The sequence below is a fragment of the Pseudomonas sp. FSL L8-0168 genome, assembly GCF_037976155.1.
In the GTDB taxonomy this organism is placed as follows: domain Bacteria; phylum Pseudomonadota; class Gammaproteobacteria; order Pseudomonadales; family Pseudomonadaceae; genus Aquipseudomonas; species Aquipseudomonas paracarnis.
In genome coordinates this window covers 40,568-59,866 of sequence record NZ_CP150262.1, presented here as the reverse complement: position 1 = coordinate 59,866, position 19,299 = coordinate 40,568, and the positions used below count along the sequence as shown (strand labels likewise).

At 61.5% G+C, this 19,299-nt stretch carries 16 protein-coding genes; 8 read left to right on the top strand and 8 right to left on the bottom strand.

Annotation, left to right across the window (positions count from 1 at the left end):
* Positions 1-90: 90 nt before the first annotated feature.
* A complete protein-coding gene (locus MHH62_RS00265) occupies positions 91-1,416 on the bottom strand; it encodes an MFS transporter (protein ID WP_339232206.1) in 1,326 nt (441 codons plus the stop codon).
* Between the two features lie 258 nt (positions 1,417-1,674).
* Between MHH62_RS00265 and MHH62_RS00260 the strand changes: the two genes are divergently transcribed.
* Positions 1,675-2,565, top strand: coding sequence for a LysR substrate-binding domain-containing protein (locus tag MHH62_RS00260; protein ID WP_014718974.1), 891 nt, complete (start codon positions 1,675-1,677; stop codon positions 2,563-2,565).
* Here the strand turns inward: MHH62_RS00260 and MHH62_RS00255 are convergent.
* The gene (locus tag MHH62_RS00255; protein ID WP_014718975.1) at positions 2,541-3,395 is read right to left on the bottom strand and encodes a LysR substrate-binding domain-containing protein; all 855 of its coding nucleotides are present in this window, start codon (positions 3,393-3,395) and stop codon (positions 2,541-2,543) included. The genes MHH62_RS00260 and MHH62_RS00255 overlap by 25 nt on opposite strands.
* A gap of 112 nt (positions 3,396-3,507) precedes the next feature.
* Between MHH62_RS00255 and MHH62_RS00250 the strand changes: the two genes are divergently transcribed.
* From MHH62_RS00250 to MHH62_RS00240, 3 genes are all read left to right on the top strand, one after another.
* Positions 3,508-4,632 (top strand): 2-aminoethylphosphonate--pyruvate transaminase, encoded by a 1,125-nt coding sequence (locus MHH62_RS00250; RefSeq protein WP_339232205.1) that lies wholly within the window; start codon positions 3,508-3,510, stop codon positions 4,630-4,632.
* A 100-nt stretch (positions 4,633-4,732) separates the two neighbouring features.
* Positions 4,733-5,560 carry a phosphonoacetaldehyde hydrolase gene (gene phnX, locus MHH62_RS00245; protein ID WP_200599269.1) on the top strand — a complete coding sequence of 276 codons (828 nt, stop codon included), beginning with the start codon at positions 4,733-4,735 and terminating at the stop codon, positions 5,558-5,560.
* Positions 5,561-5,674: 114 nt separating this feature from the next.
* Positions 5,675-6,229, top strand: coding sequence for a cytochrome b (locus tag MHH62_RS00240; protein ID WP_014718978.1), 555 nt, complete (start codon positions 5,675-5,677; stop codon positions 6,227-6,229).
* A gap of 151 nt (positions 6,230-6,380) precedes the next feature.
* Here MHH62_RS00240 and MHH62_RS00235 read toward each other — a convergent pair whose 3' ends face one another.
* The gene (locus tag MHH62_RS00235) at positions 6,381-7,271 is read right to left on the bottom strand and encodes a pyridoxal-phosphate dependent enzyme (RefSeq protein WP_166406085.1); all 891 of its coding nucleotides are present in this window, start codon (positions 7,269-7,271) and stop codon (positions 6,381-6,383) included.
* 57 nt (positions 7,272-7,328) lie between these two features.
* Complete coding sequence (locus MHH62_RS00230) at positions 7,329-9,368, bottom strand: NADPH-dependent 2,4-dienoyl-CoA reductase (RefSeq protein ID WP_019819476.1); 2,040 nt, start codon at positions 9,366-9,368, stop codon at positions 7,329-7,331.
* A gap of 211 nt (positions 9,369-9,579) precedes the next feature.
* Between MHH62_RS00230 and MHH62_RS00225 the strand changes: the two genes are divergently transcribed.
* A complete protein-coding gene (locus tag MHH62_RS00225; protein WP_019819478.1) occupies positions 9,580-10,710 on the top strand; it encodes a nitrilase-related carbon-nitrogen hydrolase in 1,131 nt (376 codons plus the stop codon).
* Positions 10,711-10,714: 4 nt separating this feature from the next.
* Complete coding sequence (locus MHH62_RS00220) at positions 10,715-11,749, top strand: AraC family transcriptional regulator (protein WP_032903443.1); 1,035 nt, start codon at positions 10,715-10,717, stop codon at positions 11,747-11,749.
* Between the two features lie 366 nt (positions 11,750-12,115).
* Here the strand turns inward: MHH62_RS00220 and MHH62_RS00215 are convergent, their stop codons facing one another.
* Both MHH62_RS00215 and MHH62_RS00210 read right to left on the bottom strand, forming a co-directional pair.
* The gene (locus MHH62_RS00215; protein ID WP_014718983.1) at positions 12,116-12,907 is read right to left on the bottom strand and encodes a DUF2242 domain-containing protein; all 792 of its coding nucleotides are present in this window, start codon (positions 12,905-12,907) and stop codon (positions 12,116-12,118) included.
* 88 nt (positions 12,908-12,995) lie between these two features.
* Positions 12,996-13,895 carry a LysR family transcriptional regulator gene (locus tag MHH62_RS00210; protein ID WP_014718984.1) on the bottom strand — a complete coding sequence of 300 codons (900 nt, stop codon included), beginning with the start codon at positions 13,893-13,895 and terminating at the stop codon, positions 12,996-12,998.
* 116 nt (positions 13,896-14,011) lie between these two features.
* Here MHH62_RS00210 and MHH62_RS00205 point away from each other — a divergent pair, with 116 nt between their 5' ends.
* Together MHH62_RS00205 and nhaA are read left to right on the top strand one after the other, a co-directional pair.
* Positions 14,012-15,193 carry an MFS transporter gene (locus MHH62_RS00205; protein WP_103451652.1) on the top strand — a complete coding sequence of 394 codons (1,182 nt, stop codon included), beginning with the start codon at positions 14,012-14,014 and terminating at the stop codon, positions 15,191-15,193.
* 118 nt (positions 15,194-15,311) lie between these two features.
* Positions 15,312-16,655, top strand: coding sequence for a Na+/H+ antiporter NhaA (nhaA, locus tag MHH62_RS00200; protein ID WP_103451653.1), 1,344 nt, complete (start codon positions 15,312-15,314; stop codon positions 16,653-16,655).
* 200 nt (positions 16,656-16,855) lie between these two features.
* Here nhaA and MHH62_RS00195 read toward each other — a convergent pair whose 3' ends face one another.
* A complete protein-coding gene (locus MHH62_RS00195; protein WP_014718987.1) occupies positions 16,856-18,730 on the bottom strand; it encodes a SurA N-terminal domain-containing protein in 1,875 nt (624 codons plus the stop codon).
* Between the two features lie 228 nt (positions 18,731-18,958).
* A complete protein-coding gene (locus MHH62_RS00190) occupies positions 18,959-19,231 on the bottom strand; it encodes an HU family DNA-binding protein (RefSeq protein WP_003174819.1) in 273 nt (90 codons plus the stop codon).
* Between the last annotated feature and the right edge of the window lie 68 nt (positions 19,232-19,299).

The window sequence follows — 19,299 nt, the reverse complement described above, 5'->3', positions numbered from 1 at the left end:
ATCGCGCCGAAACGTCTACTGGCCGGCGCTTTGGGGGCAGAGTTTATAGCGCGAGAACGCTTCGTTCCACCAAAAAACCGGCCAGGGTACTCAGGTGCGCAAGGGTTTGATCACCGCATTGCGGTCCGGCACAAAATCCCCCGCCTGGGCCAGTACGGCGGGCCTGGCATTCCAGTAGGGCATCAGCACCAACGAAGAAAACAGCGCCGCACCGGCAAACACGATAAATACCGTCACGGTATCGAAATAGCCTGGCAGCAAACCACCCAGAATCGCCCCCACCGAACCGCAGCCGTTCACAAAACCCGCGGCGGTAGCGCCGGCCTTGGCGGTGCCGAAGTCGATGGCCGCCGTGCTGCTGATCATTGAGTCGGGCCCATACAGCGTCAGCCCCATGACAAACAGCAACGTCATCACCAGCACCACACTGCCGGTGTGCAGCGCGCCCATGAAAAGCGCCAGGGCAACCGTCAGCGCCAACAGGCTCAGCACACAGGCGGGCATGCGCCGGGCGCCGAACAGTTTGTCGGAGGCCAGGCCGATCAACACTGGCCCCAGTAAACCAGCCAACTCAAACGCGGTGGGCACGATGGCGGCGCCGACCTTGCCCACCGACGGCATCTGCTCGTAGACGATCACCGGCCCCCACAACAGAATCGCGTAGCGCGCCGGCTTGAGCAGGAAGTACGCCAGCCCCAGGGTCAACACTGTGCGGTTACGCAGGATCGCGCGCAGGGGTTCGAGTACGCTGACGCGCTGCTGGGCGGCCAACTGCTCGGCGCTCAGCACCGGCTCAGGCTCGACTGCCGGCAAGCCCACATCCTGCGGGGTATTGCGCTGGAACATAAAGAACAGCACGGCCACCACCGCTACCACTGCGGCACTGGAAATAAACGCCGCATGCCAACTACCGATCAGCGTATAGGCCCACCAACCGGCAAACGGTGACGCGACCAATCCGCCGAACGCGTAACACGAACTCCATAACCCCAGCACCCGCCCACGCTGCTGGGCCGGGAAGAAACTGCCGAGGTTCTTGCACAGCCCCGACCAGCCAGTGGACTGGGCCAAGCCCTGTACCAACATGCAGGTAACAAAGATCGGCAAGGTGGCAAAGGTGCCCATCACCAGCGCTGCGCCTGCGGAAATCATCAAGCCACCGAGCACCACCACCCGTGGTCCAAAGCGGTCGGCAAGCATGCCCCAAGTGAACTGGCCTACGGCATACGCGGCGAGGTAGAGGCCATCCAGGTTGGCCATCATCATTTTGTCGAGGGGGAAACTCGGGTCGTCGCCGATCCCCAGCTTCGCCACTGAAAACGCTTTGCGGGTGAAATAGAGCGCGGCATACGCCAGCCAGGTGATGGCAAAAATCTGCACGCGCCAACGCTTGATGCTACCCATAGGGATATTCATGGTGGTTCTGACCTCAGGTGTGAGTGTGCCGGCAGAATCGAAAGAAAACGCCTGTTGTTTTTATGGTTGAGCACTGCAATGCCGGGCCTTGGAGAGCGCGGTATTGGTCAGATGGGTGCGGTGTGCCTGCCCCCATGGCAGCCGTGGTTGTAGGACTCAACCTACGGCGACTGAGGCGCATGAAAGCAATGGCTGACTCATAGGTAAAATCGATTTATCGTATTTCAAATATAAGCCCAGCTTGTAAGAGGACGCGCTATGTCGGTTTCCCATGCCCAGCTCAAAGCCTTCCATGCGGTGGCCATTCACGGCAGTTTTACCGGGGCGGCCGAACGCCTGTTCCTGACCCAGCCTGCGATTTCCGACCAGGTGCGCAAACTGGAAGAGCGCTTCGGCGTGTTGCTGTTCCACCGCAACAAGCGCTCGGTGCGCCTGACCGATCTGGGTGAGCGCCTGCTGGGCATCACCCAGCGCCTGTTTGTGATCGAAGCCGAAGCCGAAGAATTGCTGCAGGATTCGCGCGCCCTGCTCACCGGCACCCTTACCCTGGCGGTGGATGCACCCGTGCACGTACTGCCGCAGATTGCGCGCTTCTGCCAGCGCTACCCTGGGATCAGCGTGAAAATCGAAACCGGCAACACCGATGAGTCGCTGTCGCGCCTTTACAACTACCAGGCCGACCTGGCGCTGTTGGGGCGCGATGTCGATGATCCGCGCCTGTTGTCACTGCCGCTGCCCGACGATCAACTACTGGCTTTTGTCGCACGTGACCATGCCTGGGCCGGGCGCGAATCGATCTGCCTGGCCGACCTCGATAACACTCCGCTGGTGCTGCGGGAAACCGGCTCGGTCACCCGTCAAACCCTGGAGCAGGAAATGCGCCAGGCCGGCCTGCGCATTCGCCCGGCCATCCAGGTGGAAGGCCGCGAAGCCGCCCGGGAAGCCGTGGTGGTGGGAATTGGCGTGGGCGTGGTGTCGGCGGCAGAGTTCGGCGCCGACGCGCGGGTATACGCCATGCCGATCCGCGATTGCACACAACGCATGAAAGAAACCCTGGTGTGCCTGAAAGAGCAGAGTTCACGCCGCGTGGTCGCGACCTTCCTGGAGATCGTGCGTGAGAGCCTTCACGCCAACTCGAAAAACGCCTGAATCAAGCGCAGCGAGCGGCGCCGCTCCATGCAGCCGAGCATGTGCCGGTTCAGCAGGCCATCGCCCAGGATCGGTACCGCCTGTACACGCGGGTCCGGGCTGACCTCCATCGACGACACCACGCCCACCCCTAACTCTGCCGCCACCGCTTCGGTCACAGCTTCACGACTGTCCAGTTCCAGCAGCACTTTGGGTTGCACATTCGCCGCAAGGCACGCGTCATCAAAGGTGCGCCGGGTGATAGAACTGGGCTCGCGCAGCACCATGATCACCTCATGCAGCTGCGCCAGTTCAATACCGCTGGCCTGCCTGGCCCATGGATGCGCAGCCGGCACCAAGGCGCAAATCCGTGACTCGTCCAGGGGTTGCAAGTGCAGGCCATTGCGCGGCTCCACCTCGGTGAGCACCGCCACATCGGCATGTTCGGACAGCAGCGCCGCCAGGGTTTCCTGAGCATTGCCCAAACGCAGGTTCACGGTAATGCCAGGGTAGCGCGCGCGCAGGCTGGCGATCATCGGCATGACCAAATGCGGGCCGTCCGCCGCCACTTCCAGGCGCCCGGTGAGCAACTGGCGGTTGGCCTCCAGCATGGTTTGCGCCTCGTCGACCAAACCGAAGATCGCCCGCGTGATGGCCGCCAGGCGTGCGCCCTCCTCGGTCAACTCCACCCGGCGGGCGGTGCGGCGCAACAGCGGGATCTGGTAGTGCTCCTCAAGCGCCTTGATATGCCCGGTCACCGCCGGCTGGCTGATAAACAGCCGAGCCGCCGCACGGGTAAAACTGCCCTCGCGGGCCACGGCATCGAATGCACGCAGTTGAAAAAGGTTCATCGTTATCGGCCTCACTGATAGCTCGCATAACAACAAACAATTTGATTGATGACAAGCCAAACTGCAATTTAGGCGCCGTAGCTTGAACCCCAACACCTTGCGAGGATTTGACATGCCCACTGCCGCGCCGATCCTGTTGACCCCCGGCCCCCTGACCACCTCGACCCGCACCCGCCAGGCGATGATGGTGGATTGGGGGTCGTGGGACGACCGCTTCAACCAGCTCACAGCCAGTGTGTGCACGCAGCTGCTGGCGATCCTCAACGGTTCGGACAGCCACCACTGCGTGCCGCTGCAAGGCAGCGGCACCTTCGCCGTCGAAGCGGCGATCGGCACCTTGGTTCCCCGCAATGGCAAGGTGCTGGTGTTGATCAACGGCGCCTACGGCAAGCGCCTGGCGAAAATCTGCGAGGTGCTTGGCCGCGAATTCAGCACCTTTGAAACCGCCGAAGACGAGCCCACCACTGCCGCCGATGTGGATCGCCTGTTGAGCTCCGACAGCGCCATCACCCACGTCGCGCTGATCCATTGCGAAACCAGCACCGGCATTCTCAATCCGTTGCCGCAGATCGCCGAGGTGGTCAAACGCCACGGCAAGCGCCTGATCATCGACGCCATGAGTTCCTTCGGCGCGCTACCGATTGATGCCCGTGAAATCCCCTTCGACGCGCTGATTGCCGCCTCGGGCAAATGCCTGGAAGGCGTGCCGGGGATGGGCTTTGTCTTTGCCGAAAAAGCGGCGCTGGCTGCGTCCCAGGGCAACTGCCATTCCCTGGCGATGGACCTGTTCGACCAGCACACCTATATGGCCAAGACCGGACAATGGCGCTTCACCCCGCCGACCCACGTGGTTGCCGCCCTGCATGAGGCGCTGCTGCAATACGCAGAAGAAGGCGGCCTGCCCGCGCGTCACCAGCGCTATGCGAATAACTGCCAGGCATTGCTGGACGGCATGGCCGAACTGGGCCTGCGCAGTTTTCTGCCAGCGGCGATCCAAGCACCGATCATCGCCACCTTCCACGCTCCCGACCACCCGCGCTACCGGTTCAAAGACTTCTACGAACGGGTCAAGGCCAAGGGGTTCATCCTGTACCCCGGCAAATTGACCCAGGTGGAAACCTTCCGCGTGGGCTGCATCGGCCATGTCGACGCAGCCGGCATGCGCGCAGCGGTCAAGGCAATCGGCGATGTGCTGCAAGAAATGTGTAGGAGCGAGCTTGCTCGCGAAGAGCGTTAACGATAACGCGGGCATCCTGAGTCAACGCGGTGCCTGGATGTTTTTTGCGAGCAAGCTCGCTCCTACATAGATGAATGTCATTACCCACAGGATCTGAACCATGAACTATCAAAACCCCAACACCCTCCAGGCCGTTATCCTCGACTGGGCCGGCACCGTAGTCGATTTCGGCTCCTTCGCCCCCACGCAGATTTTTGTCGAGGCCTTCGCCGAGTTCGACGTGCAGGTGTCTATCGAGGAAGCCCGTGGCCCGATGGGCATGGGCAAGTGGGACCATATCCGTACCCTCTGCGACCAGCCGCAGGTTGCCGAACGCTACCGCAAGGCGTTCGGCCGCTCGCCGACCGACGACGACGTGACCGCCATCTACCAGCGCTTCATGCCGCTGCAGATCGAGAAGATCGCTGAACACTCGGCCCTGATCCCCGGCGCCCTCGACACCATCGCCGCCCTGCGCGGCCAAGGCATCAAGATCGGCTCCTGCTCTGGCTACCCCAAGCAGGTGATGGACAAGGTCGTGGCCCTGGCCGCCACCAACGGCTATGTCGCCGACCACGTCGTGGCTACCGACGAAGTCCCCAACGGTCGCCCTTGGCCGGCCCAGGCACTGGCCAACGTGATCGCCCTGGGCATTGATGATGTGGCCGCCTGCGTGAAGGTCGACGACACCGTGCCGGGCATTCTCGAAGGCCGACGTGCCGGCATGTGGACCGTGGCCCTGACCTGCTCGGGCAACGCGCTGGGCCTCACCTACGAGCAATTCCGCGCCCTGGACAGCGACACACTGGCCAGCGAGCGCCAGCGCATCGAGGCGATGTTCGAAGCTTCACGTCCACACTACCTGATTGACACCATCACCGATCTGCCACGGGTCATCAGTGACATCAACCAGCGCCTGGCCCGCGGGGAAATGCCGCAGGCCTACTGACCGAAGTCAAGACAAGGGCATTGGCAACAAGCGCAGCGCTCAAAACAGGCATACAGTTAATGCACTCCATCGCTAAAGAATGGAGGTATGCCCTGATGAGTGAGGAACACAGCGATGCCGTGGAAAAATTCCGATACGCGCTACAGCACTATGTCCATTGCGTTGCACTGGTTGATGGTGGTGCTGCTGGCGGTGGTCTACGCCTGCATTGAACTGCGCGGGCAATTCCCCAAAGGCAGCGGCGCACGCACGCTGATTGTGGAAATGCACTTTATGCTCGGCCTTACCGTGTTTGTGCTGGTATGGCTGCGCCTGTTCGCACGCAGCCTGGGGGTGGCGCCGAAGATCGTGCCGGCACCGCCGCAATGGCAGAATCTGCTGGCGAAGCTGATGCACTGGGCGCTGTATGCGTTGATGATCGGGTTGCCGATTGCCGGTTGGTTGATCGTCAGTGCCAAAGGGCATTCGGTGATGTTCTATGGAATGGAATTGCCGCCGCTGATCGCGGAAAACAAGGCGCTGGCCGAGGAGATTGAAGGCTGGCATGTGCTGTTCGCCCAGGTCGGTTATTGGTTGATCGGGCTGCATGCACTGGCGGGGATCTTTCATCACTATGTGGTGCGCGATAACACGGCGCTGCGCATGATGCCGGGTGGGAGGAGGCTTTAAGCCAACCCATTCATCGACTGAACTCAGGCCATCAGTTAAGCGCAACTCCCTTGTGGGAGCGGGCTTGCCCGCGAAGGCGGTGTGTCAGCCACAGTATCTCCTACTGCACTACCGCTTTCGCAGGCAAGCCCGCTCCCACAAGGGGTTTGCGTCAGTCGCTGAAGCCTCGGCGGCCTTGCAGGCCGCCGGTGTGGATGAAGATCAGGCGCGTGCCGGGGGCAAAGCGTCCGGCCTCGACCTGCTGTTTCAATGCCAGCAGCGCCTTGCCGGTGTAGACCGGTTCCAACGGTAGACCGCATGCTTGCTCGGTGCACTGGATGAAGTCCAGCAACAGCGGATCGACCTTGGCAAAGCCACCGCGACTGGCGTCCAGCAATGTATAGCCGTCCTGCACGATGGCACTCACGTTCTGCGCTACACCGTGATCATCCGGCACCGCCAGAGCACCATACACCCGATGCGCACCCGCCTCCGCCAGTGCCAGCCCCGCCACTGTCGTGCCGGTACCTGCCGCCAGCCACCAGGCGTCGTAATCGGTCCAACCGACGCTGCCCAACTGCGCCCGCGCCTGCTCGACCAACACGCCACAGCCCTGCGCACCGGCCAGCCCACCGCCGCCTTCAGGTATCGGATGGAGGTGGGGATATTGTTCGCGCCAAGGCAGCCAAAAGCCCGGCTCGTGGCGTGCGCGATAGCCGCCATAACCGAGCCAATGCAGTTGCATGCCGAAGGCCTTGAGGTCGAGCACCGTGGGTGTGTCTTGAGGATGGCCGCGCAACAGGCCGACGGTGGGGAAATCAAAGCGCTTGCCCGCGGCCGCCAATGCGTGCAGATGATTGGAGTAGGCTCCGCCGAGGCTGATAATACCTGACGCTCCGGCATCGCGAGCCTGGGCCAAGTGCTCGGTGAGCTTGAACCACTTGTTGCCGCTGATCAGCGGATCGATACGGTCCAGGCGCAGCACGGCCAGCTCGACGCCGTTCAGCCAATCCAGCTGCAAAGATTCAAGGGGCGCGTGGGGCAGCCAGTCGAAAGGACCCATGTGGGCGCATCTGCATGAAAAAAGGGGCGGTAGTCTAACACCGCCCCTATTGTCGCCTTACAACTCGGCCGCCAGGCGCGAGCCCTGGTTGATGGCGCGCTTGGCGTCCAGTTCGGCCGCCACATCGGCGCCGCCGATCAGGTGCACGTTCTGGTTGGCCGCGACCAGGCCGTCGTGCAATTCGCGCAGCGGGTCCTGGCCGGCGCAGATGACGATATTGTCCACCGCCAGGACTTGCGGCTCGCCCTCAGCGCCGATGCGGATATGCAAGCCTTCATCGTCGATCTTCAGGTACTCAACGCTGTTGAGCATCTGCACCTGCTTGTTCTTCAAGCCGGTGCGGTGGATCCAGCCCGTGGTCTTGCCCAGGCCGTCGCCCACCTTGGAAGCCTTGCGTTGCAGCAGGAACACTTCACGGGCCGGTGCATGGCGCTCGGGTTTGATCCCGGCCACGCCGCCACGGGCTTGCAGTTGGGTGTCGATGCCCCATTCTTTCCAGAACGCCTCTCGATCCAGGCTGGTGGAGACGCCTTGGTGCACGAGGAATTCAGACACGTCAAAACCGATGCCACCGGCGCCGATCACCGCCACGCGCTTGCCCACCGGCTTGCGCTCAAGGATCACGTCCAGGTAACTCAGGACCTTGGCGTTGTCGACACCGGGAATCGCCGGGGTACGCGGTGCGATGCCGGTGGCCAGGATCACCTCGTCATAACCACCCGCTACCAGTTGCGCAACGTCCACACGGGTGTTGAGGCACAGCTCGACGTGGGTGGTCTGCAATTTGCGCTTGAAATAACGCAGGGTCTCGAAGAACTCTTCCTTGCCCGGCACGCGCTTGGCGATATTGAACTGGCCGCCGATCTCGCTGGCCGAGTCGAACAAGGTCACTTGATGTCCGCGCTCGGCGGCCACGGTGGCAGCGGCCAGACCCGCGGGGCCTGCGCCGACGACCGCGACCTTTTTGATCTGCTTGACCGGCAGGTAATTGAGTTCGGTTTCGTAGCACGCCCGCGGGTTGACCAGGCAGGTGGTGAGCTTGCCGCCAAAGGTGTGGTCCAGGCAGGCCTGGTTGCAGCCGATGCAGGTATTGATCTCATCAGCGCGCCCGGCAGCGGCCTTGTTGACGAACTCGGGGTCGGCGAGAAACGGCCGCGCCATCGAGACCATATCGGCGTCGCCTTCGGCCAGGATCTGCTCAGCAATTTCCGGAGTGTTGATGCGGTTGGTGGTGATCAGCGGGATCTGTACCGAACCGCGCAATTTGGCCGTGACTTTACTGAACGCACCACGAGGTACCTTGGTGGCGATGGTCGGGATGCGGGCTTCGTGCCAGCCGATACCGGTGTTGATGAGCGTCGCGCCGGCCTGTTCGATGGCTTTGGCCAACTGCACGATTTCTTCCCAGACGCTGCCGCCTTCCACCAGGTCGAGCATCGACAGGCGGAAGATGATAATGAAGTTCGGGCCTACGGCTTCGCGTACCCGGCGCACGATTTCCACCGCCAGGCGCATGCGATTTTCAAAGCTGCCGCCCCAACGGTCGGTGCGATGGTTGGTGTGGGCGGCAAGGAACTGGTTAATGAAATAGCCTTCGGAACCCATGATTTCGACGCCGTCATACCCGGCGACCTGGGCCAGCAGCGAGCAGGTGACAAAATCCTGGATCTGCTTTTCGATGCCCTCTTCATCCAATTCCTTGGGCTTGAACGGGTTGATGGGCGCCTGGATAGCGCTCGGTGCCACCTGCTTGGGGCTGTAGGCGTAACGCCCGGCGTGGAGGATCTGCATGCAGATCTTGCCACCCGCGTCGTGCACGGCCTGGGTGACGATCTTGTGCTTGCGCGCCTCTTCTTCGGTGGTCAGCTTGGCTGCACCGGCGTACACGCCGCCCTCGTCATTGGGGCCGATACCGCCGGTGACCATCAGGCCCACGCCGCCACGGGCACGCTCGGCAAAGTAAGCGGCCATACGCTCGAAACCGCCGGGCTTTTCTTCCAGGCCAGTGTGCATCGAGCCCATCAGGGTACGGTTGCGCAAGGTGGTAAAACCCAGGTCTAACGGGGCCAGCAGGTGCGGGTAGGCAGCAGCGGTCATGGTACAGCTCCACAACGGATCATCACGGGACGTGGCGCGCTCGAACGGCGTGCCATCGGTTTATGTCCCACAGACTAAGAGGCGGTGGACCACGGCTCAATGACTGAAACTGACAAGTTATTGATCCAAATGCACAGCGCCCCTTGGCAAGCCACGCCATGGGCCCTACCCTAGTCGCGAACCCTGCACCTGGTCTGTTGTCTGTTGCCCCATGCGTAAACTTCTAGCGTTCACCGTCATCATGGCCCTGGTTGCCTCCCTCGCCGCGTACTTGGTCTGGACCCAGGAGCGCCCCGTGGCGCATTACCTGTCCGACCTGCGCATCACCCTCGCCGTCAACGAGGGCGAACCCGCCGACCGGGGCAACCTGCTGGGCATCCAGCCGGAACTGTTCCCTGCTGATTACCAAAGCCTGGAACGCCTGCACCTGAAGCTGTCGGCCTACCTGCAAAATGCCCGGGACCTTGGGCTGATCAATGCCAAGACCGTGGTGGTGCTGCCGGAACATATCGGCACCTGGCTGATGCTCGGCGCAGAGAAGAATGAGCTGTACCAGGCCGCTCACCTCAAGGACGCCATGAACTGGCTGTCGATCAGCAACCCGCTGCAATTTGCCAAAGCCTGGATCAGCGCCACCGGCGACAACCGCATGGACGATGCATACCTGCGCATGAAAGCCCCGGCCATGGCCCGCGACTATCAAGTGTTGTTTGGCGGCCTCGCCAAAGAATTTGGTGTGACCCTGGTGGCCGGCTCCATCGCCCTGCCCAACCCAAGCGTGATCCAGGGACAACTGGAGATCGGCCACGGCGCGCTGTACAACGTCAGCGTGGTGTTTGCCGCCGACGGCTTGCCGCTGGGCCAGCCGCAGCGCCAGCTTTACCCGATCTACGATGAGCGTGGCTTTATCGAGCCGGGCGATGAGCATGTCGTCAACGTTGTCGACACCCCCGCCGGGCGCCTGGGCATCCTGGTCGGCAGCGACAGCTGGTACCCGGACAACTACCGCAAGCTCAACGAGCAAGGCGCGCAATTGATCGCGGTACCCGCTTTTGTCACCGGCCGCGATACCTGGGAGCGTCCGTGGCGCGGTTTCAAGAGCGTATCTACGCCCTCAGAAGTGAGCCTCAAGCCCGAAGAAACCAGTGAGGGCGCGGCCTGGCGTCGTCTTACCCTGATCAGCCAGCCACCTGTCAGCGAAGCCACCGCGGGCATGAGCGTCTTTCTGCGCGGGCAATTCTGGGACCTGGGCAGCGCCGGCCAGAGTTTTCTCAGCCGCAATGGGCAAGTCTTCGCCGATGGCGACGCCCGTGGTGCGCGCTTGCTGAATATCTGGCTGTAGCGCCTTGAAGCCGGTGCGCCTGGGGGATCTGTCGGTGGGCTTCGTGCACACCCTGGCCGACGCCATCCACAGCCACGGCCTGGACCCACAGCCCCTGCTGCTGCAATACGGCCTTGATCCAGCTCGCCTGGCTGAGGCCGGCGCACGCTTGTCGATCCCGCGCTACATGCGCCTGGGCCACGCGGCCATCCAACTGACCGGCAACCCCGGCCTGGGCCTGCGTATGGGCCAGCTCAGCCGCTTGAGCCAGGCTGGTCTTGCCGGCGTCACTGCCGCTCAAGCGCCTACAGTGCGCGAAGCGGCGCGCACGCTCACACGCTTTGAAGCGCTGTACGGCTCCAACTATCGCGGGCAATCAAGCTTTCATGAAGACGCTGAAGGCGCGTGGCTGCGGTTTTATTCCATCAGCCCCTATAACGCCTACAACCGCTTTGTGGTGGATTCGATCATCGCCGGCTGGCTGCAGCAATTGTCTGGCCTGGCCCAACAGCCGGTGCAGGCCCAGCGGATTGAAATCGAATTCGACGCGCCGGACTACCACGAACACTACAGGGTGTTGGGAGAGGGCGTGGTCCACTTCGGCGCCGAGGTCAATCAACTGCGCCTCAGCCAACCCACCCTGGCGCTGCGCAACCCGCAGCATTGCCCAAGCACCTGGCACCTGTTGCTACAGCTGTGTGAAAGGGAATTAGAGCAATTGACCCGCACCCGCAGCCTGCGCGAGCGCATTACCCGTTTGCTCGGGCCGATGCTCAATGGCGGCCGGGAACCCGACCTGGAGGAAGTGGCGGCACGCTTGAAGCTGCCAACCTGGACATTGCGGCGCAAACTGGCCGAGGAAGGCACGCAGTTTCGCGCGATCCTCAATGACACCCGTCGCGACCTGGCCATGACCTACATTCGCGATACGGAACTGGCGTTCGGCGAGATCGCCTACTTGCTCGGTTTTGCTTCGGCCCAAGCCTTCCAAAGGGCCTTCAGACGCTGGAACAACCAGACCCCAGGGGAATTTCGCCGCAGTCAGCGGCATTCCGCCTGAAGTCAGCGTTACAGCTCGGTGGCATCGTCGACCGGATCCAGCGGGTCCAATTCGAATGCCTGGTACTCCAGCAGCTCTTCCTGGTAATCGTCCATGGTGGACTCCTTTTCGTGTTGAAAGCGTTTGCAGATTAATGACCTGCGAACCCAGCCTAAAGTGCCGTCATGACGAAAAAATGTCGACGTCGTGACATTCCTGCTCTTCAGGATTAAACGTAGCGGCGATCACTGGATTTAACTTAACCGCAACCTCGGTCAAAATGTGGGAGCGGGCTTGCTCGCGAAAGCGGTGTGTCATTCAACACACCTGGCGACTGTTACGCCGTATTCGCGAGCAAGCCCGCTCCAACAGTAGAAGAGCATTGCGTTATTGCGCAGGCATCGGAAGCGGTGGAATCGCTTCTGTCGGGGCCGGCAAGGCAGGATCAGTCGGCGCCGGCGCAACCGGAGCGGGCTCTGTCACCGGTGCAATCGGTGCAGCCTCAGGTGGCGGCGCAAGCGGCTCTGCAGCGGCAGGCGCTACAGGCACCTCCTTCGGCGCTTCGACCTTCTCGGGTGCCGGAGCGGCCTTGGGTTCAGGCACGCCCAGGTCAGCCTTGGGCTGCTCGGGTATATGCTCGGCCTGCTTGACCTCCTGCGGCAGGAACACGTCCACCAACGCAAAGTAACGCTCGTAGAACTTCGGTGCCGAGACGGTCTCGCTTGCCACCTTCACCATCGAGTCGTCGGTGGAGCCAATCGGCATCGACACCGAGCCCAGCACGCCCACACCGAGGCTCGCGGAGTTGTTGACCTTCTTCAGCGCATAGCGGTCCTGCAAGGCGTTGGCAAACATCGTCGAGTGATTGCTGCCCTTGCCATCAGCAGCGCACACCACATTGAAACTGATCTGCAGGTGGGTCTCGCCGGTCTGCTGGAAACTCTTGTTGCCGGCCACCAGTTTCGGATCGCTGCTGGTGATAATGTAGCCCTGGCTCAGCAGGGCACGGCGCGCAGCTTCACAGGCCGCCACATCGCTGACCGGGTAATCGCGGGAAAACGTACCGGAATCGTCGAAATTCTCATGTTCATAGATAGCGGTCTTGGGTGACGAGCAGCCCGCGGCGCCCGCCAGCACCAGCGCCAACCCGAGATTGCGCAAGTGAAATGATGTCGACATTGAAAATCCTGAAGAAAACGGTCCGGACGGTATTGTGCAACAGAACGCGACATTGAAGCGCGATTCCTGTCGGTAAAACATCTCAAGCTCAGACAGCGGCGTCAGTAGGAAAAAGCCCGGCGCACATATGATCGATAAAGGCCCGCAGCTTGGCCGAAGCATGGCGACTGGCCGGCCACAGCAACCAGAAACTGCCGCGATGTTCGAGGTGCTCATCCAGCACCCGTCGCAAACGCCCATGTTGTACGGCCTGGTTGACCATGTAGTCCGGCAGGCACGCAATGCCCAGTCCTTCTTGCACCACATGATTGAGGGACTCGATGGTGGTGCTGACCAGCGGTGCGCGCAGGTTCAGTTCCGCAGCCCCCGGGACAGGACGCAGTGGCCAGGGCTCCAGCTTGCCGGTGGCGCAGAATTTGTGCCGCAGGCAGGCGTGATGATTCAGGTCCTGTGGCCGATGGGGCGTACCATGCTGGTCGAAATAGCCGGGCGTACCGACGAGAACCAACTGGTAATGCCCTAGATGGCGCACCATCAAGCGCGAATCTTCTGGCTTGCCGGTGCGAATCACCGCGTCGAAGCCCTCCTCTATCACGTCCACCATGCGGTCGGAAAAATCCACATCCAACTCAATGTCCGGGTAGGCGCGCATAAAATCGCTGATCACCGGCATCAACAAGCCGCGCACTTGGGGCACACTGATCCGCAGCTTGCCGCGAGGGCTGGCAGTGACCTCAGTCAACTCCTGTTCGGCCGCCTCCAGTTCCGCCAGGATGCGCCGCGAACGCTCCAGGAACAGCGCGCCCTCGCTGGTCAGGGTGATACTGCGGGTGCTGCGATGAAACAACCTGACGCCCAGGCGCTCCTCCATCCGCGCAATGCTTTTACCCACCGCCGACGATGACACGCCCAGTACGCGGCCCGCAGCGGTAAAGCTGAGGGTTTGCGCGACCTGCACAAAAACCGAGAGGCTGCCCAGATTGTCCATGGTGATGCCTTTACCGATTGCGGACATCAACGTCCGATAAGTTCGGAACCTTAGCCTGTTTTTCCGCGCCTCGCAGCCCCCTACCCTGGCTCCTTGCCCTTTCAAGGAGAGCGCCCATGAACGACAGTCCCCTATTGGTCGATACAGCGCCCCACGCTGAACGCCTGCCCCTGGCCGGTCTGCTGGCGTTGGCCTGCGCCGGCTTTATCACCATCCTGACCGAGGCGATGCCCGCCGGCTTATTACCGCAAATCGGTGCTGGGCTTGGGGTCTCCCAGGCCCTGGTCGGGCAACTGGTGACCCTCTATGCGCTCGGCTCGTTGCTTGCTGCTATCCCCCTGACATTGCTGACCCGGGGTTGGCGCCGGCGGCCGCTACTGTTGATCGCCATCGGCGGTTTTGCATTGGTTAACAGCGTCACCGCGTTCTCCAGCCACTATGGCTTGACCTTGGCTGCACGATTTTTCGCCGGTGTGTTCGCTGGCTTGCTGTGGGCCTTGTTGGCGGGTTACGCCAGTCGTATGGTCGCACCTCATCTGCAGGGCCGGGCGATTGCCGTGGCCATGCTGGGTGCGCCGCTGGCCTTGTCCCTCGGCGTGCCCGCCGGCACCCTGCTGGGCACGCTTGTCGGATGGCGCGCCAGTTTTGCCATCATGACTGGCCTGACCCTGTTACTGCTGGTATGGGCGCGTTGGCAACTGCCGGATTTTGCCGGTGAACCGCCAAGCAAACGCCTCGGCTTACGTCAGGTACTGGCGTTGCCAGGCATCCGGCCGGTGCTCTGGGTGACCTTTACCTACGTGCTCGCGCATAACATTCTCTATACCTACATCGCCCCTTTGCTAGTGCCCGCCGGTATCGGCCGCGAGATTGATCGCGTGCTGCTGGTGTTCGGCCTGATGGCCCTGCTGAGCATTTGGCTGGTAGGCATCTGGATTGATCAGCACCTGAGGCTGCTGACCCTCATCAGTTGCGCGATGTTCGCCGTTGCGGCCCTGCTGCTCGGACTATGGTTCAACTGCGTAGTCGCCATTTACGTCAGCGTGGCGTTGTGGGGGCTCGCCTTCGGTGGCCTCCCAGCGCTATTGCAAACCGCGCTGGCCAAGTCGGCTGGCAACTCGGCCGATGCCGCCCAATCGATGTTGGTTACGGTATGGAACCTGGGCATCGCGGGAGGTGGATTAGTGGGCGGGCTCTTGCTCGAACGTTGGGGCGTCGTGGCATTTCCATGGGCAGTTCTAGGATTGATCGTGTTGGCGCTGGGTGCAATCCGGGGTAAAGCGCTGCCCGCGCGATGACAAGTTTGTTTACAACTTATTCCTCACCTTCCTATCATCGCCCCTGGGTGTGTTGTTGCATAAAGCACGGCGCAGGTTAAAAGCCAAGCATTGGTCGGGCCGCCAATGGAGATTTGTCGTGCCTGATAAACACCCCGCCATTCCCCGCCCCCAACGTTTGACTGAGGGCGCGCTGTCCGCCCTTGAGCGCTTTTCACACATCGAAGCCGTCAGCGGTATCGTGCTGCTGCTCGCCGCCATCGTCGCGCTGGTGTGGGCCAACAGCCCCGCCGCCGCGACCTACGAGCATTTCTGGAACACGCCCATCACCCTCGGGCTGGGCGATTACAGCGTGTCGCGCTCCCTGCATTTTCTGGTGAATGACGGGCTGATGACCATTTTCTTTCTGGTAGTCGGTGCCGAGATCCGCCAGGAAATCAAAGACGGCGCCCTCGCTAACCTGAAGCTGGCCACGCTGCCGTTGGGCGCGGCGTTGGGCGGTGTGCTGATGCCCGCCCTCATCTACACCCTGCTCAACCACGGCACCCCCGCCGCGAGTGGCTGGGCGGTCCCCACCGCGACCGACATCGCCTTTGCCGTGGGCGTGCTCGCGCTGCTGGGCAAATCGATTCCCAGTGGCGTGCGCATCCTGCTGCTGGCCTTGGCGATCATCGATGACATCGTGGCGATTCTGATCATCGCGATCTTTTTCACCGCCAGCCTCGACTACATGGGCTTGGTGATTGCTGTCGGCGGGCTGGCCCTGGTGTTGGTGTTCCAACGCATGGGCATCAGCAAGGCGGCGATCTACCTGCTGCCAGGCGCTATCGTGTGGTTTGGCCTGCTCAAGACCGGCGTGCACCCAACACTCGCCGGGGTGATCCTTGGCTTGATGACCCCCGTCAATTCCAAGCCCACCCGGGAACGCCCGCTGGAAACCATCGAACGCACCTTCAACGAGCTGATGGACCGGTTCTCGCAGCCAGCCGAAGGGGCCCAGCAAGTCGCCACGCCCCTCAAACAATTGCGCGAAGCTCAACGGGAAATACTGCCGCCAGTGCAGCGTGTTCAATCGGCGCTGCACCCCTGGGTCGCGTTCGGCGTAATGCCGCTGTTTGCATTGGCCAACGCCGGTGTGAGCCTGGACGGTTTCAATCTGGATGACCCGCTGGCCCATGGCGTATTTATGGGTGTCGTCTTCGCCCTTGTGCTCGGCAAGCCTCTGGGCGTGATGCTGGCGAGCCTGGCGCTGGTCAAGCTCAACATCTGCAAGCTGCCGGACGGTGTGAACTGGACGGGCGTTGGCCTGGTAGGGCTGTTGGCGGGGATCGGTTTCACCATGTCGATCTTTATCTCGTCCCTGGCATTTTCCGACCCGGCCCTGCTGTCGGCTGCGAAGCTGAGCGTATTGGCGGCTTCAACCCTGGCGGCGGTGATCGGGTTGACGTGGGGCAAGCTCAAGTTTGCTGCCAAGCCTATCTGAGGCAGAGCACTAACCTGTGGCGAGGGAGCTTGCTCCCGCTGGGTCGCGAAGCGGCCCTAAAAAGCTGGGACTGCTGCGCAGTCAACGGGAGCAAGCTCCCTCGCCACAGTGACAGTCCCATTTAACTGAGTAGCCGCTTTATCAAGGGCAAAAAAAGACCCCGGCCTTTTCAGGTCGGGGTCTTTTTATTCAGGCCGGCATCAGTACTTCTTGATGTCTGCCTGGGTTTCCAGCTGCTTGCGGTAGGCCGCGAAGTCCTGCTGGCCAATACGGGAAGCGAGGAAGCGGCGGTATTGCGCCTTTTCTTCGTCCGTAGGGGCCGCCGCTTCGTTCACGCCGTTCAAGCGCACGATCATCAGGCTGCCATCGCGCAGGGTCACGGTGGTAAAGGTAGGCTTGTCCTTGGCCGCCGGCTTAGGCATGCGGAACAAGGCTTGCAGCACGGCCGGGTCGATAGACTCCTGACCACGGGTAGCCGCCTCAGTCACCTTCCAAGCCTGACCGTCAACCGGCTGGTCCAGCGCGGTCTTGCCATCACGCAGGCTGGCGATCAACTCGTCGGCACGGGCTTTGGCAGCAGCGCTTGCGCGCTCCTTGGTCATCTGGGTGCGAATGGCCGCCTCGACCTTCTCGAGCGGCAGTTGGGCCGGCTTGAGATGCTCCTTGGCACGCAGCACGATGATGGTTTCCGGGTCCAGTTCGATGGCGCTGCTGTTGGCACCTTCATCCAGCACTTCCGGGCTGAATGCGGCAGTGACCACGGCACGGTTGGCCGCTACACCTTCGCCACCTTCGCGGCCAAACGGCGCGGAGGTATGGACGGTCAGCTTCAGGTCAGACGCCGGCTGAGCCAGGTCAGAGGCTTCGAATGCCGCATCTTCCAATTGCTTGGTCGCTTCGACAAAACGCTGTTCAACCTGCTGTGCCTTGAGTTCGCGGGTCAGCTTGTCTTTCAGGCTGGCGAACGATGGCACTTCAGGCGCTTCAACGCCCAGCAACTTGATCAGGTGCCAACCGAAGGTGGTGCGCACCGGCGCCGACACCTGGTCTTGCTTCAAGCCGTACAAGGCGGTTTCGAAGTCCGGGTCGTAAACACCAGGGCCAGCAAAACCGAGGTCGCCGCCATTGTTGGCCGAACCTGGATCCTGGGAGAACTCCTTGGCCAGAGCTTCGAACTTCTCACCCTTGGCCAGGCGCGCCTGGATGTCTTCGATCTTGGCCTTGGCTTGCGCCTCGGTGACCTTGTCGTTGACTTCAATCAGGATATGCGCGGCACGACGCTGTTCAGCGAGGTTGGCGGTTTCCTTCTCGTAGGCAGCCTGCAGCTCATCGTCCTTGACAGTCACCTGGTCGAAGAAGGAAGACTTCTTCAATTCCAGATAGTCGATGACCACTTGGTCCGGGGTCATGAACTCTTTGGCGTGCTGGTCGTAGTAGGCTTTGACCTCATCGTCGGTGAGTTTCACCGCCGCGGGATCAGCCTTGATGTTGACGGTGGCGAAATCGCGGGTCTGTTTTTCCAGACGGGCAAATGCCAGCACCTCGGCGTCGGTCACAAACCCGCTGCCGGCGATGCCTGCGCGAACCTGGCCGATCAGCATTTCCTGGGTCAGCATCTGACGGAATTGCATGCGGCTATAGCCCAGCTGGCGGATCACCTGGTCAAAGCGTTCGGCGTTGAACTTGCCGTCCACCTGGAATTCCGGCGTCTGCAGGATCACCTGATCCAGCGCAGCTTCCGAGAAGCCGAACTTGGAATCGGCAGCGCCTTGCAGCAGCAGCTTGCGATCGATCAGGCCCTTGAGGGCAGCATCGCGCAGCAGTTTTTCGTCGAGCAGGGAAGCATCGAAATCCTTACCCAACTGTTGCATCAGCTGGCGCCGTTGCATATCGACAGCCTGGCTCAGCTCGGTCTGGGTGATTTGTTCACCGTTGACCTTGGCCACGTCCTGCTTGTTATTACCCGAAGCCTGGAAAATGGCTTCGATACCGGTGAACGCCATCAAAGCGACGATGATCCCGATAATGGTCTTGGCAATCCAGCCTTGTGAATTGTCCCTGATATTTTGCAGCATGCGTCCCCCAGAAACGGTTGAACTTCAAAAATTAGGCAACCGTGGAGCGTGGGTAGAGTCCGGATAGAAGAAAGGCGCATCCGAGGATGCGCCTTCTCGTAACTGGCGGAGCGGACGGGGGTTCGAATCTGCACCCCCGGCGTGGCGACCCGATACGTGGGTCAGCTACCGCTCCGCTGCCAGGCCAGACCTGCGTCCGACCCGGGTAAGCAAAGGCTTGAACGAAGCTTAGTTAACGGCTTCTTTCAGGGCTTTACCGGCTTTGAAACCTGGTTTCTTGGCAGCAGCGATTTGCAGTGCTTTGCCGGTCTGTGGGTTACGGCCAGTGCGAGCTGGGCGGTCAGTCACAGAGAAAGTACCGAAGCCTACCAGTACCACGGAGTCGCCGGCCTTCAGAGCGCCAGTGACGGATTCGATTACTGCGTCCAGCGCACGGCCAGCAGCAGCTTTCGGGATATCAGCGGATGCAGCGATAGCATCAATCAGTTCCGACTTGTTCACTCTAAGTCCCCTTATATATCTATTGAGTATGATTCTAAGTTTTTTGGTAAAAAGCAAAACCAGTGCTG